Annotated in this window: 15 protein-coding genes; 7 read left to right on the top strand and 8 right to left on the bottom strand. The window is 56.9% G+C overall.

The window, feature by feature from the left end; translation table 11 throughout:
• Window positions 1-60 precede the first annotated feature (60 nt).
• From ACFPDR_RS12500 to coq7, 6 genes are read left to right on the top strand one after another with little or no spacing between them, the layout of a single operon-like run.
• Window positions 61-1,716 (top strand): cbb3-type cytochrome c oxidase subunit I, encoded by a 1,656-nt coding sequence (locus ACFPDR_RS12500; protein ID WP_035271261.1) that lies wholly within the window; start codon window positions 61-63, stop codon window positions 1,714-1,716.
• A 7-nt stretch (window positions 1,717-1,723) separates the two neighbouring features.
• Window positions 1,724-2,314: a cbb3-type cytochrome c oxidase subunit II gene (locus ACFPDR_RS12495; protein WP_026485025.1), complete on the top strand. Its 591-nt coding sequence runs from the start codon at window positions 1,724-1,726 to the stop codon at window positions 2,312-2,314.
• A 55-nt stretch (window positions 2,315-2,369) separates the two neighbouring features.
• Complete coding sequence (locus ACFPDR_RS12490) at window positions 2,370-2,957, top strand: c-type cytochrome (RefSeq protein WP_026485026.1); 588 nt, start codon at window positions 2,370-2,372, stop codon at window positions 2,955-2,957.
• Window positions 2,958-2,978: 21 nt separating this feature from the next.
• Entirely contained in the window at window positions 2,979-3,614 is a 636-nt protein-coding gene (locus ACFPDR_RS12485; RefSeq protein ID WP_009461119.1) for an SCO family protein, read from the top strand.
• Window positions 3,614-4,249 (top strand): hypothetical protein, encoded by a 636-nt coding sequence (locus ACFPDR_RS12480; RefSeq protein WP_035271257.1) that lies wholly within the window; start codon window positions 3,614-3,616, stop codon window positions 4,247-4,249. Before ACFPDR_RS12485 ends, ACFPDR_RS12480 begins: the two co-directional genes overlap by 1 nt.
• A gap of 31 nt (window positions 4,250-4,280) precedes the next feature.
• Window positions 4,281-4,949: a 2-polyprenyl-3-methyl-6-methoxy-1,4-benzoquinone monooxygenase gene (gene coq7 / locus ACFPDR_RS12475; protein WP_009461117.1), complete on the top strand. Its 669-nt coding sequence runs from the start codon at window positions 4,281-4,283 to the stop codon at window positions 4,947-4,949.
• A 610-nt stretch (window positions 4,950-5,559) separates the two neighbouring features.
• On the opposite strand, the gene pyk is transcribed toward coq7, so the two are convergent.
• The 6 genes from pyk to gcl all read right to left on the bottom strand — a co-directional run bounded on the left by pyk (window position 5,560) and on the right by gcl (window position 12,449).
• Entirely contained in the window at window positions 5,560-6,981 is a 1,422-nt protein-coding gene (gene pyk / locus ACFPDR_RS12470) for a pyruvate kinase (protein WP_009461116.1), read from the bottom strand.
• 29 nt (window positions 6,982-7,010) lie between these two features.
• Window positions 7,011-7,409, bottom strand: a complete 399-nt coding sequence (locus ACFPDR_RS12465; RefSeq protein ID WP_009461115.1) for a GlcG/HbpS family heme-binding protein — start codon at window positions 7,407-7,409, stop codon at window positions 7,011-7,013.
• 22 nt (window positions 7,410-7,431) lie between these two features.
• Window positions 7,432-8,709 carry a glycerate kinase type-2 family protein gene (locus ACFPDR_RS12460; protein WP_060186272.1) on the bottom strand — a complete coding sequence of 426 codons (1,278 nt, stop codon included), beginning with the start codon at window positions 8,707-8,709 and terminating at the stop codon, window positions 7,432-7,434.
• A 223-nt stretch (window positions 8,710-8,932) separates the two neighbouring features.
• Window positions 8,933-9,817, bottom strand: coding sequence for a 2-hydroxy-3-oxopropionate reductase (locus tag ACFPDR_RS12455; protein ID WP_203145114.1), 885 nt, complete (start codon window positions 9,815-9,817; stop codon window positions 8,933-8,935).
• A gap of 39 nt (window positions 9,818-9,856) precedes the next feature.
• Window positions 9,857-10,645 carry a hydroxypyruvate isomerase gene (gene hyi / locus ACFPDR_RS12450; RefSeq protein ID WP_026485030.1) on the bottom strand — a complete coding sequence of 263 codons (789 nt, stop codon included), beginning with the start codon at window positions 10,643-10,645 and terminating at the stop codon, window positions 9,857-9,859.
• A 28-nt stretch (window positions 10,646-10,673) separates the two neighbouring features.
• Complete coding sequence (gene gcl / locus ACFPDR_RS12445) at window positions 10,674-12,449, bottom strand: glyoxylate carboligase (RefSeq protein ID WP_376911189.1); 1,776 nt, start codon at window positions 12,447-12,449, stop codon at window positions 10,674-10,676.
• Between the two features lie 110 nt (window positions 12,450-12,559).
• Here gcl and ACFPDR_RS12440 point away from each other — a divergent pair, with 110 nt between their 5' ends.
• Entirely contained in the window at window positions 12,560-13,477 is a 918-nt protein-coding gene (locus ACFPDR_RS12440) for a LysR family transcriptional regulator (RefSeq protein ID WP_026485032.1), read from the top strand.
• Window positions 13,478-13,541: 64 nt separating this feature from the next.
• Here ACFPDR_RS12440 and ACFPDR_RS12435 read toward each other — a convergent pair whose 3' ends face one another.
• Together ACFPDR_RS12435 and ACFPDR_RS12430 are read right to left on the bottom strand one after the other, a co-directional pair.
• Complete coding sequence (locus ACFPDR_RS12435; protein WP_115634274.1) at window positions 13,542-14,417, bottom strand: hypothetical protein; 876 nt, start codon at window positions 14,415-14,417, stop codon at window positions 13,542-13,544.
• 195 nt (window positions 14,418-14,612) lie between these two features.
• On the bottom strand, window positions 14,613-16,097 hold the full coding sequence (locus ACFPDR_RS12430; RefSeq protein ID WP_060186274.1) for a nucleobase:cation symporter-2 family protein: 1,485 nt from the start codon (window positions 16,095-16,097) through the stop codon (window positions 14,613-14,615).
• Window positions 16,098-16,207 lie beyond the last annotated feature (110 nt).

Below are 16,207 nucleotides of genomic sequence, written 5' to 3'. Positions count from 1 at the left end.
GACGCGTCAAGGTGCCGCCGAGCTGCTTGGCAGCTTCACATTAACCAGGCCTGGATCATTGTGAATACCGTTTCAATACTGCTACTAGCTTTCATATTGTCCGTTACAGGACTCTTTGTTTTCATCTGGTCGTTACGCCGTAACTTCTTTGACCACAGTCCCGCTGCTTCGCGAGAGATCTTCTCCAAAGGCGAAATCGGGCAGGTAGATGACCCCTCCGCCACCCCTGAACAACGTCAGGCACTTCAAGAAGAAATGGGCCGCAAGGCAATTTCGGCTGAAGATCGTCAGGCGCTGAGCCTTGAATTGGCAGAACGCGTGGAAGCCGACCGCTCCTCCGCCAAGGTCACTTTCATTTTGCTGGCCTGTTCGGTCTTCTGGCTGATCTTTGCCTCGACGGCAGGCTTGATCAGCTCGATCAAGCTGCACGATCCCGAATTTCTGACGCAACACGCCTGGATGACCTTTGGTCGCATGCGTACGCTGCACCTGAACGGTGTGGCTTACGGCTGGGCTCCAATGGCCGCGTTCGGCGTTGCCATGTGGATGCTGCCTCGTTTGCTCAAGACTCCCCTGATCGGTGCGCGTTATGCCATCACGGGCGGGATCTTGTGGAACATTGGCCTGGCTATCGGCCTGACATGTATCGCGATGGGTATCACCGACGGTATGGAATGGCTGGAAATGCCTTGGCAGGTTGATATCCTGATGGTTATCGGTGGTGCTCTGGCTGCCTTGCCTTTGGTCTTCACCTTGCAAAACCGTCGTGCTCACCACCTGTATGTGTCGGTGTGGTACATGGGCGCAGCCCTGTTCTGGTTCCCTATCCTGTTCCTGGTCGGTAACCTGCCTGCCGTGCACGTGGGTGTTGAACAAGCAACCATGAACTGGTGGTTTGGCCACAACGTGCTGGGTCTGTTCTACACCCCGATGGCTCTGGCTTCGGTGTATTACTTCCTGCCCAAGATCATCGGTCAGCCTATCAGCTCCTACAACCTGTCTCTGGTGGGTTTCTGGGGTCTGGCATTTTTCTACGGTCAGGTTGGTGGTCACCACCTGGTTGGCGGTCCTGTGCCCCAGTGGATGGTTACCCTGTCCATCGTGCAAAGCATGATGATGATCATCCCTGTGCTGGCTTTCTCGATCAACCAGCACTACACCATGAAGGGTCACTTCCGTACCCTGATTCACTCGCCCACCCTGCGCTTTATCGTGCTGGGCGGCATGATGTACACCGTCAGCTCCATTCAAGGTTCTTTTGAAGCGCTGCGCAGCATCAACACGATTACCCACTTCACGCACTTCACGGTTGCCCACGCCCACATCGGCTTGTACGGCTTCTTTACCATCGTGATGTTCGGTGCCATCTACTACGTGATGCCGCGCGTGCTGTCCTGGGAGTGGCCTTACCCCAAACTGATCTCCCTGCACTTCTGGCTGGTTGTGATTGGTTTCTCCATCTACGCTATTGGTCTGAGCATTGGCGGTTGGCTGCAAGGTCTGGCCATGCTTGATCCTGCCAAAGCCTTCATGGAATCGGTGTTTGTCACGATGCCTTACCTGAAGTCGCGCTCGATTGGTGGTGGTTTGATGACTCTGGGTCACCTTGTGTTTGCCTTCCACTTTGTGGCAATGGCTTTGCGCTATGGCAGCCGTCGTATTGGTCCAGCCCTGTTTCACCAGCGCTCGGCAACTCGCAATGTAGTGGAGGCATGATTTAGTCATGGAAAGCGAATACAAACTATTGGGCGGCGCCATGGTGACGCTCGCCCTGGCCACATCGGCTCTGGTCGTTGTCCCTTACCTGCAAGTTAAAAAGGTGGAGCCTTCTCCAGGCCTGAAGCCTTACACGGAAGTGCAACTGCGCGGCCGTCAGCAATACATTGATATGGGCTGTGTCTACTGTCACTCGCAGCAGCCACGCAGCCAGAACCAGGCTCCTGACTTCCAGCGTGGCTGGGGTCGTGCCTCGGTAGCAGGCGACTACTTCTACGACACACCTCACCTGCTCGGCACCATGCGTACTGGTCCAGACTTGCTCAATATTGGTGCTCGTCAGCCTAGCGTGGACTGGCACCTGGGTCACTTGTATCAGCCTCGTGCTTATACTCCTGGCAGCAATATGCCTTCTTACCCCTTCATGTTCGAGCTCAAGGACAAGGCAGAGGAAGGCGACAAGGTTGTCAACTTGCCAGGTGATTTCGCACCAGAAGGCAAGGTGGTTGTGGCCAAGCAAGAGGCCCTGGACCTGGTTGAATACCTGTTGGCGCTGGATCGTACGTATCCCGTAGCGCCAGCCAGCGTTATCAAATAAACAGGCATTGCTGAGCTAGCGCGCCCCGCAAGGCGGGGCGCCTCGGAGAATTAGAATGAGCGACAATCGTAAATATGAAGCACAGCTGCGTGAGCATTCCGATCCGGAAGAAAACGCAGCACCGATCCCTTGGGTGGTTCTGCTGATCATTGCAGGTCTGTTCCTGTGGGGCATCTACTATATTTTCAGCAGTGACCTGAGCCATGACGCAACCGTGGGCGACAACCGTATCGTTGCCGACTTCGAATTGCCAGAAGGCGCGGTAGATGGTCAGCAGCTGTTCGTAGCCCAATGTGCCGCCTGTCACCAGGCAACGGGCGCCGGTGTTCCAGGCGTGTTCCCTCCGCTGGTGGGTTCCGAATGGGTACTGCGCAAGCCTGAAGTTTTGGTCCAGATCATGCTGCACGGTATTACGGGTGAGATCACGGTCAAGGGGAATAAGTACAATGGTGCGATGCCCGAGTTCCGCGAGAAGTTCAATGACGAGGAAATGACGGCCGTTGTTAATTACCTGCGTACAGAATTGGGTGGCAATAGCGCCGATCCTGTGGACGTGGCCTTTGTCAAAGCCGAACGTGAAAAAACAGCTGATAAAACCGATCATTGGAATGGGGACGCTGATCTGGCTCCCATGGAAGAGTAAGACTGAAATGATGGGCCAGCGATGAGACTATTTATAAGTATTCTCCTGGTCTTCGCCCTGGGTATTGGGGCACTGGCCCATTTGACGCAAGGGTTCTCCGCCCTGACAGCCGAGACGGCCCGTCGCAATGATGTTGCCGCTTCGCCGCGTCTGATCTCCGATGTCGAAGTACTGCTCCCTGCCGGGGGCAGTACCCAGCTAAGCTCTCTGCTGCAAAACGATGGCCGTATCACCATCGTCAATTTCATCTATACCCGCTGTGTCACGCTATGTCTGGCGATGGGCTCGGAGTATCAGCAACTGCAAAAAGCGATTGTGGACGAAGGCTTGCAGGACCGTATCCGCCTGCTGAGCATCAGTTTTGATCCCACCGATTCGCCTGATCACCTGCGCCGCTATAGCAAAACCATGAAGGCCAACCCGGATGTCTGGCAATTTGTCACCATGATGCCCGGCGAACAGCGTCAACGTGTGCTGGATGATTTTGGTATCGTCGTTATTCCCGCCCCTTTTGATGAGTACGAGCACAACGCGGCCTATCACGTTGTCAGTGCCGAACCGCGCCTGGGTCGTATCGTGGATTACGGTGAACCTATGTTGGCCCTGGCGTATGCCAAGCGTGCCCTCGAGGATCTGGATAAGAAGGGAGCGATGTAATGTCTTTAAAACGTGTCGTCGAATCCCCTAAAGTACGTCCTTATTTTGGTAGTGCCCTGGCATTGGTGGCAGCTTTGCTGTTTGCTGCCGCAGCCTTCTGGGATCGCCCGCTGACCGCCTCCATGAGTCTGCACATGCTGGTGCATATTCCCTTGTTGGTCCTGTCGGGCATTACCTTGCAACTGGCCTTGCGCTACCAGGGAGTTGGACGTTCGGCTGCCATGCAGTCTTTACTACGCCCGTATTACGCCTTGAATGAATATGGTTTGCCTGGCCTGATCATGGTCAGCTTTGCGGCGGCTTACTGGATGGTTCCCAAAGCACTGGACGATGTGCTGGTATCGCCTCCCATGGCCACTGCCAAATATATCGGTCTGGTCTTGATGGGCATGTTGTTCATGGAGTCCTGGCGCCGCGCCCATCTGGTGTTTCGTCTGTTCTTCTTTGGTAACTTCAGTTGGATGATGGCCATTGTTGGTCTGCTGTATTACGACAATCCGGTTCGGCTCTGTAATTTCTATCTGCAGTCTGACCAAGAGATTGCCGGCATAGGCCTGGTTATCATGGCTTGTGTGCTGCCATTGCTTTGGCTCTTGTCTGAGAGCAAGGCAGTGATCGCCTTTTTGCGGCAATAATACCCATCCATTTTGTTTTGCAGGTGTCCTCATGAGCCATACCGTTTCCAACAGCGATACCCGTCTGTACCGACGCAACAGCTTTTTTGACCAGATTCTGAGCGAGACGAATCGGGCCCTGGAAGTATTGGGACGTTCGGCACGCGCGTCGCGCCCGAATCCCGCTGGCAAGGAAGTGTCCGAGATTACGGCTGACGAAGCCCGCCATGCTGCCGGCTTGATGCGTGTGAACCATGTAGGCGAGATTTGCGCCCAAGCCTTGTACCGTAGCCAGGCCATGTTGTGCAAAGATCCCCAGGCAACCGAAGTGCTGCTGCAAGCTGCGCAGGAAGAGGTGGATCACCTGTCCTGGTGCGATGACCGTTTGCGCGAGCTCGATAGCCGCCCCAGCGTGTTCAACCCCTTGTGGTATGCCGGTTCTTTCGCGTTAGGCTTGCTCGCCAGCCGGGCAGGGGTGCCTTATAACCTGGGCTTTATGGCCGAGACCGAGCGCCAGGTTGAAGAGCATCTGGAAAGCCATCTGGAGTCCTTGCCTGCTACAGACAATCGCTCGCGCCGGATCGTAGAAAAAATGCGCGATGACGAGATTGAGCATCGTCGTACCGCCGAGAATCACGGGGCTGTGGGTTTGCCTCCACCCGTTAAAACCTTGATGCGCATGATGTCCAAAGTCATGACGACGACGGCTTATCGCCTGTAAAACGGGGTTCTGGGCCAAATCACTTATTGATGAGTGCCGAGCCTTCATGGATGCAAGTAGCAAAACGGGTCAGTAATTGACCCGTTTTGCTTTGTAGGTTTGGAGCTTGTTTGGCGGCTTAGGGTTAACGACTAGATACCTGGAATGAGATTTGCGCTAGGGAATTGATGCATTAAAGCGACAAGATGGGCATCTAAGGGTTTTCCACAGCATTTATCTTGCATTGCACCATTTTTGTGGGTAGACTTTAGTTATTGGATGTTGAAAAGAAAGCGGGAAAAAAGCACAAGCGTAATAACCCTTAGCTTTCTGGCTCGATACTTTATCTGGTAGCCCAACTTGCCACGATTGTCTCCTCCACCCTCCTCCTTTGGTGGATTTGCCCGAGATCTCTAGATCTCGGGTTTTTTTTTGCCCGTATCCTTTGTTTGTGAGTGTCCTGTCTTGAAGGGCCAGCATTCACGGGGCTTCTGGCCTTGTTGATGCCCGTGCGGCTCGCCGTCGCTGTTTTGGCTTCACGTGAAAAAAATACTGCACAGTCTGAATAGGAAAAGCCTTGCCCATCATGTAGATGGACAAGGCTTTTTTTTATCGCCAAGGTCGAGCGACCTTACTTCTGTGGAACTGTGGCCACATGCAGCAGGTTGGTGCGACCGCTGGTGCCAAAAGGAACACCGGCAATCATCACGATGGTGTCGCCCGCCTGGGCGAACTCATGTTGCGCTGCCATATCGGTAGCGTGGTCGATCATCTCGCCCAGATCGCTGACGTCCTCGCAAGGCACGGCATGGACGCCCCAGGCCAAGGCCAGACGGCGTGCGGTTTCCACACGGGGTGTCAGTGCCAGGATAGGGGCGATGGGCCGTTCACGGCTGGCACGCAAGGCGCTAAAGCCAGTCGTGGTGTAGGCCACGTTCGTTGCCGGTTCCAGAATGCTGGCCACGCGACGCAGGGCGCAGCAGATCGCGTCTGCGGTGCTGGCTTCAGCGGTGCTGTGGTTGGCTTCCAGAATGGTGCGCCAGCTAGGATCGTTTTCGATCTCCTTGATGATGCTGTCCATGATGGACACCGCTTCCAGTGGAAACTGGCCGGAGGCCGATTCGGCGGACAGCATGACGGCATCGGCACCCGAATAGATGGCGGTAGCCACGTCGGAAGCTTCAGCACGTGTAGGCACCGGCGAGGTAATCATGGATTCCAGCATCTGTGTAGCGACGACCACCGGACGGCCTGCCGCACGGGCAGTACGCACGATTTGACGCTGCAACACAGGCACGCGCTGGGGTGGGACTTCCACGCCCAGGTCGCCACGTGCCACCATCACGCCATCACACAGCTGGACAATTTCTTCCAGGTGTTCCAGCGCTTGCGGTTTTTCCAGCTTGGCCATGATCCAGGCCTTGTCGCCGATCAGCTCGCGGGCTTCACGGATGTCGCCAGGACGTTGCACAAAGGACAGCGCAACCCAATCCACGCCCAATTCCAGTCCAAACTTCAGATCGATCAGGTCTTTTTCGGTCAAGGGCGAGATAGGCAGTACCACGCCGGGTACGTTCACGCCCTTGCGGTCGGACAGCGGGCCGCCGACCATGACCGTGGTTTCTGCAAAATCCGGACCAAAGCTGTCCACACGCAGACGCAGCTTGCCGTCATCGAGCAGCAGGTCTGTCCCATCTTCCAGTGCAGCGAAGATTTCGGGGTGAGGCAGGTAGGCACGCTGGCTGGTCCCTTCGGCGGGGTCCAGGTCCAGGCGGAATTTCTGGCCGGTTTCCAATGTCACGCGGCCATCTTGCATTTTGCCAACGCGCAGCTTGGGCCCTTGCAGGTCCATCAGAATACCGATACTGCGACCGGTTTCCTTTTCAATCTGACGAATGGTGTGATAGCGCGCGGCATGGTCTTCATGTGTGCCGTGGCTGAAGTTCAGGCGGAACACATCAGCGCCGGCCTCGAACAGTTCACGAATGCGTTCTGGCGTAGAACTGGCAGGACCCAGGGTAGCCAGAATGCGGGAATGACGTTGACGTTTCATGGGTTGTTGTCCTTAGGGGGATCGATAGCTCAAAGAGCAGCGATACCGGCGCGGGCGATCTGAGCGTCTTCAGGTGCCTTTACGCCGGACACGCCGACTGCACCAATGACTTGACCGTCCACCACAATCGGCTCGCCGCCTTCCAGTGGCGTGATGGGCATGGACAGAGCGGCAAAGCGACCATTGTTGACCATGTCTTCAAAAACCTTGCTGGGCTTGCCACCGCCCAGCACGCATGTGTGTGCCTTGGCGGGAGCAACCTGCGCGCTCATCAAGGGAGCGCCGTCCATACGTTGCATCCAGAGCGCGTGACCGCCTGCATCGCAAATGGCGATGCTGACAGCCCAGTTGTTCTTCAGCGCTTCTTGCTCGGCAGCAGCAGCAATTTTTTTAACATCGGCCAGGGTCAGTACTTTCGTGTCTCTCATGTCCAGTCCTTTAAGAAAAGCGTTAATCGCTAGGGGGTAAAACCAGAATTGCACGGAAATCGTTGACGTTGGTCAGGGTAGGGCCCGTAACCAATGCGTCATCCAAGGCTTCAAAGAAGCCATGACCATCATTATTGTCCAGACTGGCCCTTGGGCGTATACCTTGTTGCCAAGCACGCTCCAAAGTGTCCGGACCGCAGAAGGCTCCGGCAATTTCTTCCTGGCCATCCACACCGTCGGTATCGCCTGCCAAACCGTAGATACCGGGTGCCCCGTTCAAGGCAATGGCGGTGGACAACAGAAACTCCACATTGCGACCGCCACGGCCCTGGCCGCGCAAGGTCACGGTGGTTTCTCCGCCCGAGAGCAGCACGCAGGGGGCCTGGGCAGGCTGGCCATGCTGGGAAACGCTCAGGGCAATACCAGCCATGACTTTGCCTACATCGCGCGCTTCGCCTTCAATGCTGTCGCCCAGCAAGACGGGACGCACGCCACGGGCTTCAGCGACACGAGCTGCAGCCAGCAGGGCCAATTGGGGTGTAGCAACCAGATGGGTGGTGACATGAGCCAGGCGTGGATCGTCGGGTTTGATGGTTTCGCCATCGCCGCTCTCCAGCAGGGCACGGGCTGCGGCTGGAATCTCGATGCCGTAGCGGGTAATGATTTCCAGCGCTTGCTCGCACGTGGTGGGATCTGCCACCGTGGGGCCAGAAGCGATGTCCATGGGCTTGTCGCCGGGAACATCGGAAATCAGCAGGTTCAGGACGCGGGCGGGGGCGCAAGCCGCTGCCAGACGGCCACCTTTGATGGCAGATAAGTGGCGGCGTACCGTGTTCATCTCACCAATTGAAGCGCCCGATTTGAGCAGCGCTTTGTTGATGGCTTGCTTGTCCGCCAGCGTGATGCCTTCTCCGGCCAAGGGCAGCAGAGACGAGCCGCCACCGGAAATCAGGCAAATAACCAGATCGTCTTCGTTCAGATCGCTGACCGTGCGCAAAATTTCGCGGGCCGCGTCTTCACCGGCTTGATCGGGGACCGGGTGAGAGGCCTCCAGAATCTTGATGTGATCACAAGGCACGCCGTAGCCATAGCGGGTGACGACAACACCGCTGATGGGGCCTTTGTCCCAGTGACGCTCCAGTGCCTGGGCCATCGCCGCCGATGCTTTGCCAGCACCGATCACAATGGTGCGGCCTTTGGGCGCATCGGGCAGATAAGGCGGGATGCAATGTTCAGGCTGAGCCGCGTTGACGGCAGCTTGAAACATTTTGCTGAGTAAGTCTTGTGGCTCGATCTTCATGGGTCAATCCTAATGCAGAGCGACGGCAACAAACCATCTTACTGCGCTACAACACGCCTTCACATCCCCGCTTTGACTTGCAGCCTTCTAGAAAGGGTGTGCTGTCTGGGGGGGGCTTGGCGGTAAAAAAAAGCGGGCCGCAGCCCGCTTGCTGGATGTCCCGGTCGTACTGGCTTGATATCTGGAAAAAACCAGTCCGGACGGGAGCATCCTTGAACCGATCTTATTGACCAATCTCGTAGTTGGCCATGATTTCCAGAGCGCGGACCATGGCGGAGTGGTCTTGTGCGGCGCCACCGTGGGCGGCGCAGGTATTGAACAGCTCCTGGGCCGTTGCGGTGTTGGGCAGTGCTACACCCAGCTGGCGCGCCGTGGTCAGGGCCAGGTTCAAGTCTTTCTGGTGCAGTTCGATGCGGAAGCCTGGATCAAACGTGCGCTTGACCATGCGCTCACCGTGAACTTCCAGAATACGGGAGTTGGCGAAACCGCCCATCAGCGCTTCACGAACCTTGCCCGCATCGGCACCGGCCTTGGAGGCCAGCAACAGGGCTTCGCCCACGGCTTCAATGGTCAAGGCCACGATGATCTGGTTGGCCACTTTGGTGATCTGGCCGTCGCCGTAGCTGCCGACCAGGGTGATGTTCTTGCCCATCAGTTCAAACAGGGGCTTGACCTTGTCGAAGGCTTCCTGCTTGCCGCCGACCATGATGGTCAGCGAGCCAGCCTTGGCACCGACTTCGCCACCGGACACAGGAGCGTCCAGGTATTCGCAGCCCAGCTTGACGATGCGCTCGGCAAAGTCTTTCGTGGCCACGGGGGAGATGGAGCTCATGTCCACCACGATCTTGCCAGCGCTCAGACCGGCGGCAATGCCGTCTTCGCCAAACAGCGCATCTTCCACGTGCGGGGTGTCGGGCACCATCGTGATGATGATGTCAGCCTGACGGGTTACTTCGGTGCCGTTGGCGCAAACGGTGGCGCCGGCTTCTTTCACGCTTTTGGGGAAGTCGCCACGGGTGTAGGCAAACAGCTCATGACCACCTTTGATCAGGTTGACGGCCATGGGTGCGCCCATGATGCCCAAACCAATAAAACCGATTTTAGCCATTGTGTAATCTCCTAATAATTATCTGCAGGTATTCGACGATCAGGCAGTGACTTCAGTCAGTTCAGTCATCCAGCCCAGGCCATCCTTGGTCACGCCGGCGGGCTTGTACTCGCCGCCGATCCAGCCCTGGTAGCCAATGCTGTCGATGTACTTGAACAGCCAGGCGTAGTTGATCTCGCCTGTGCCCGGTTCGTTGCGGCCTGGGTTATCCGCGATCTGGATGTGTGCAATCTTGTCCAGGTGCTTTTTCATGGTGGCGGCCAGCTCGCCTTCCATGCGCTGGGCGTGGTAGACGTCGTACTGGATGAACAGATTGTCCGAACCCACGTCCTGCAACAGCGCCGCGGCCTGTTCGGTACGGTTCAGGTAGAAACCTGGAATGTCGAAGGTATTGATGGGTTCAACCAGCAGGCGCAGGCCGGCGTCTTTCAACTTGGCGGCAGCAAACTGCAGATTGCTGACCAAGGTCTTGTGAGCCAGTTCGCGGTCTGCACCTTCGGCCAGCTTGCCAGCCAGGCAGTTGACTTGTTTGCAGCCCAGCGCGGTGGCGTATTCAATGGCACGGCCTACGCCGTCCTGGAATTCACCCACGCGCTCGGGCAGGATTGCAATGCCGCGCTCGCCGCCGTCCCAGTCGCCCGCAGGCAGGTTGTGCAACACTTGGGTCAAACCGTGTTGTTGCAGTTTGTCAGCCAGCTGCTGTTTGTCGTAGGCGTAGGGGAACAGGTACTCCACTCCCTTGAAACCAGCTTCGGCCGCTGCCTGGAAGCGATCCAGGAAGTCGTGCTCGTTAAACAGCATGGTCAGGTTGGCGGCAAATTTTGGCATAGTGCTACTCCGTTTTTTAAATCAGCAATCAGTCCATCAGCGAGATGGCGGTGGGGGCGTCAATACCCGCTTCGGCCAGGGACTCGAATTCCGTCACATTGTGCAGCTCGGTACCCATGGCAATGTTGGTGACGCGCTCCAGGATCAGTTCGATCACAACCGGCACGCTGAACTCTTTCATCCATGCGCGAGCCTGTTCAATGGCGGGCTGGATGTCTTCGGGTTTGTGTACGCGGATGGCCTTGCAACCCAGGCCTTCCACCACGGTGATGTGATCCACACCATAACCTTCGGTTTCAGGGGCGTTGATGTTGTCAAAGGCCAGTTGTACACAATAGTCCATCTCAAAGCCGCGCTGTGCCTGACGGATCAGACCCAGGTAGGCGTTGTTGACCAGAATGTGCAGGTAAGGCAGCTTGAATTGTGCGCCTACGGCCAGCTCTTCAATCATGAACTGGAAGTCGTAGTCGCCCGAAATGGCTACCACTTCGCGACCGGGGTCAGCCGCAACCACACCCAGTGCAGCAGGAATCGTCCAGCCCAATGGGCCTGCCTGACCGCAGTTGATCCAGTGACGTGGTTTGTACACGTGCAGGAACTGGGCGGCAGCAATCTGCGACAGACCAATGGTGCTGACGTAGGTGGTCGAAGGGCCAAAGGCGCGGTTCATTTCTTCGTAAACGCGCTGAGGCTTCAGGGGCACGTTGTCGAAATTGGTCTTGCGCTGCAAGGTGGCCTTGCGTTTCTGGCAGTCGGCTACCCAGGCGGCGCGGTCGCGCAGCTTGCCGGCAGCCTTGTACTCCTTGGCCACTTCAATGAACAGCTTCAGTGCAGCGCCAGCGTCCGAGGCAATACCCAGATCAGGGCCAAATACACGGCCGATCTGTGTAGGCTCAATGTCCACGTGCACGAACTTGCGGCCTTCGGTGTAGACGTCTACGGAACCGGTGTGGCGGTTGGCCCAGCGGTTACCGATACCGAATACAAAGTCCGATGCCAGCAAGGTCTGGTTGCCGTAGCGGTGCGAGGTTTGCAGGCCAACCATGCCAGCCATCAATGGGTGATCGTCGGCCACAGTACCCCAGCCCATCAGGGTCGGGATAACGGGTACGTTGACCAGCTCGGCAAATTCCTGCAGCAGCTCGGATGCGTTGGCGTTGATGACGCCGCCACCGGATACGATCAGCGGACGCTCGGAAGCGTTCAGCAGTTCGATGGCTTTTTCAGCCTGGGCACGGGTGGCAGCAGGCTTGTAGGCTTCCAGCGGGGAGTAGGTATCCAGATCAAATTCGATCTCGGTCATTTGCACGTCGATAGGCATATCGATCAGCACAGGACCAGGACGGCCAGAGCGCATGATGTGGAAAGCCTGCTGGAACACGCGCGGGATCAGATCGGGTTCGCGCACGGTGACGGCCCACTTGGTCACGGGCTTGGCAATGGATTCAATGTCCACGGCCTGGAAGTCTTCCTTGTACAGGCGGGCACGAGGGGCCTGGCCGGTAATGCACAGAATTGGGATCGAGTCAGCCGATGCGGAGTACAGGCCGGTGATCATGTCTGTGCCAGCGGGGCCGGAAGTACCGATACATACGCCGATATTGCCGGGATTGGCACGGGTAAAACCTTCGGCCATGTGGGAAGCGCCTTCCACGTGGCGGGCGAGAATGTGATCAAAGCCACCTTCCTTGCGCAGTGCGGAGTAGAAGGGGTTGATTGCGGCGCCAGGCACGCCAAATACGGTGCTCACGCCTTCTTTACGTAAAATCGCGGCGGCGGCGTCCACTGCTCTCATTCGAGCCATTGATATCTCCTAGATCATCGTTTGACGAAATTCACAACTCGATAATAAGGAGTGATAGCCCTGCCTAGAAATGGTGGTACGATTGTTTCTATCGATACTTGGAGTATTGAATGAGCCGTTATACCGAAATTCGAAGTTTTGCGCTGGTCGCTGAAAAAGGCAGTTTTGCGGCTGCGTCCGTGATCGAAGGCGTTACCCCGGTGGTGATGGGTAGGCGCCTGGATGCCTTGGAGCAGAGACTGGGAGTGCGTTTGATGCACCGGTCCACGCGCGGGCTGACGTTGACTGATCTTGGCGAGCAGTTTCTGGAGCAGTGCAAACAAATTCTGAAGGACTTTGAAGAGGCCGAAGCCAGCATCAGCGCCCAGCGTAAAGTGGTGCGCGGGCACCTGGTGGTATCGGCTCCGGCTGCCTTTGGGCGTCGTCATGTGGCACCGCATGCCTTGTCCTTCAAGAAGCGTTACCCCGAGCTGAAGCTGTCTTTCAACTTCACCGACAGCGTGGTAGATCTGGTGCGCGAAGGTTATGACATGGCCTTGCGTATTGGCGAGGTCACCGACCCCAACTATGTGGCGGTACGTCTGTATCCGAACCGGCGTGTGGTGTGTGGTACGCCCGAGTATTTCGAGCGTCACGGGGTGCCGCGCGTACCGGAAGATCTGGCTCGTCATAACTGCCTGGCGTTCAACTTGCAGGGTGGGCAGCAACGCGGCTGGACCTTCTTGCGGGATGGTCGTCCTTTGGCGGTACGGGTTGATGGTGATCTGGACTGCAATGATGGTGAATTGCTCTTTAATTGGGTCAAGCAAGGTTGGGGGATTGGCTGGCGCTCCACCTGGGAAATTCAGCCAGAACTCAAGCGGGGCGAGCTGGTGACGGTGCTGAATGAGTTCGAGATTCCCAGCTACGACATCCAGGCGGTGTATCAGCAGCAGCGTTATCTGCCAGCCAAAGTGCGACGTTTTATCGACTATTTGCGAGCCATCTACAACACCCCGGGTTATTGGGACGGCGAGGTGCAGTTCTAACTGCTTTGGTCTTCTGAATAAAAAAAACCGCTTCGAAAAGCGGTTTTTTTATGCTGCATGGCGCTTAGAAGTGCCATTCCACTTGTACGGTGGGGGCGCTGGTTTTGATGCCAGGCTTCAGGTTGCCGTTCGCCATATAGCGATTACCGAACTTGTTGTACCAGTACTCGTAGCCAATACCCACCCACAGGGTGTTCTTCTTGTCGAAGGCCACTTTACCCACGTCAGCCATCAGGGAGGTACGGACCAGCACTTCAGACTTGGTGCTGATGCCTGCGTAGTCGTCACCCTTGGGGCCGGCGTAGTTGGCAAAGCCCTGGAACTTCAGCGGGACCGAACCCACATCGAAGGGCAGGTTCCAGTTCAGGCTGGCCAGAAACTGGGTGTGGAAGGAGCTGCGACTGTCCGGGCAGGCGGGAGCACCCAGACCGCAGTGGTTCCATTCTTTACCTACCATCAGGCTCAGGTCCACAAAACCTCGGGGGACATCGAATTTGAAGGTCGGGCCTAGTACCAGCAGGCGTTTGCGCGGTGCAAAGGCAGTGTTCTTGGTGTTCAGGTCAAAGCCTGCAGTAATGGCCACATCTTTCACGGGACCGAAGCTCAGATCCTTGTCGAATACCTTGCCCATGGAGAGCTGGTGACGGTAGGTGGCGTAGAACTCGGTGGCGCCATTGCTGCCATTGCCGCTGGACGGGTCGTAGCGATCCGACTGCAGAATATCCAGGTTAAAGAAGTTCTGGCCCAGGCTGTAGCCGTTAACGTGTGTCAGGCTCAGGATGTGCTTCTGGATAGTCCGATCGTTCATCGGCTCGGTGTATTGCGTGCTGAAGCGGTAGCCTAAAAAGGTGTCGCTCCAGTCGGCTGCCAAGGCGGGGCTGGACAGCAGTGGGGCGGCCAGCAGGGCGCATGCCCAGCGAGCAGGATGTAGCTTTTTCATGGTGTCTCCTCTTTGTTTGAGCGCAAGCAGGTCCTTGGGATCTGATGTCCCTTACGGCCTGCGGCCTTAGTTTTCTTTGAGTGGGTGTTACTGACCTTGCTTAGATTAATTATGGACAGTCGATACTTTTATGAAGGTACTGCGGAAATTTGAACAGCCGCCCATTTCAGGCAGGGCGGCTGATCAAAAAGGGGCTTAGCCGTTTTGCGAGGCCAGGTGATTGCCGCTGTCTTCAGTCGCGTTTTGAGCGGCGGCCTGTTTGCGGGCCTGGGTAGCAGCGGTGGATTCAACGGTGTGACCTTGGTCGGCGTATTTTTCCATGCCGTTGAAAAACAGGTTCAACAAGATGGCAGATACGGCAGCCAGCAAGATTCCGCTATGCAGCAAGGGAGCCAGAGCAGGGGGCATCTTGTCCAGCAGGTGCTCGGCAACCAGGGGAATCATGCCAAAGCCCAGGCTGATGGCCACGATATAGGGGTTGTAAGGGTTACGGTTCAGGTTGGCCGACATCAGGATCTTGATGCCGGTAGCGGCCACCATGCCGAACATCACAATGCCAGCACCGCCCAGAACGTAGTTGGGGATGGAGGCCACAATGAAAGCCATTTTGGGGAACAGGCCCAGCATGATCAGGAAGGCACCGCCCATGACACATACCCAGCGGCTGCGCACGCCTGTCACGCTGACCAGGCCCACGTTTTGCGAGAACGAGCTATGCGGGAAGGTGTTCATGATGCCGCCCACCAGGGTACCCAGACCGTCGGTACGCAGACCGCGCACCAGCGCTTCTCGGTCGGTAGGACGGCCGCAGATGGAACCCAATGCCAGGAACATACCCAGAGACTCAACCATGATCACCACCATGATCAGGGACAGGACTGCCGCTGCGCCGAGCAGGGCCCAGCTGAAAGTAGGCACGCCAAAGTGGAATGGAGTCACCACCGCAAACCAGCTGGTCTGATCCAGACCTTCAAAGGTGATGCGACCCATGGCCAAAGAGACAAAGAAACCGACCAGCAGGCCAATCAGCACTGCCACGTTTGCCAGGAAACCGCGTGCAAACTTGGTGATCAGCAGGATCACAGTCAGCACCATCAGGGCAATGCCCAGGTTTTCCAGCGAGCCGTATTCTGGGTTGGGGATGGACAGGCCGGTGGCGGCGTCAGTAATAGTAGGGGAGCCGCCGCCGATCCAGTTCAGACCCACGCGCATCAGCGTCACGCCAATCACGGTAATGATGATGCCGGTCACGACCGGGGGGAACAGGCCCATCAGACGGCTAAATACCGGAGCAATCAGAATACTGAAGATACCGGCCAGAATGGTGGCGCCGAAAATACCGGGCAGGCCCAGTTGCGGATCCAGGCCAATGGCGATCATGGGGCTGACCGCTGCAAAGGACACGCCCATCATGACGGGCAGTTTGATACCGAACATACCCAGGCCACGAGCCTGGATGATGGTGATCAGGCCACAGCACAGCAGGTCGGCATTAATCAGGAATGCGATCTGTTCCTTGGACAGGCCCAAGGCCGCACCAATGATCAGGGGGACAGCAACTGCGCCCGCGTACATCACCATGACGTGTTGCAAACCAAGGGTTGCCAGGCGCCCCGTTGGTAGGCGTTCGTCTACACCGTCACAAGCAGCAGGTGTGGACACTTCTGGGTTGGCGGACATCCGGGTCTCCTTATTAATACGTTATGCGCAGCCGATGCCTGGGCCGCGTAAGCATAAAGTTATCGGATGGGCCGTATCACTGGAAGGCAGTACGGCTTGATAAGTAGAAT

Source organism: Alcaligenes sp. GCM10023179 (genome assembly GCF_042653705.1).
Lineage (GTDB): Bacteria > Pseudomonadota > Gammaproteobacteria > Burkholderiales > Burkholderiaceae_B > Alcaligenes > Alcaligenes phenolicus.
The sequence above is the reverse complement of the archived record's forward strand: the minus strand, read 5'-3'. Positions and strand labels throughout refer to the sequence as shown.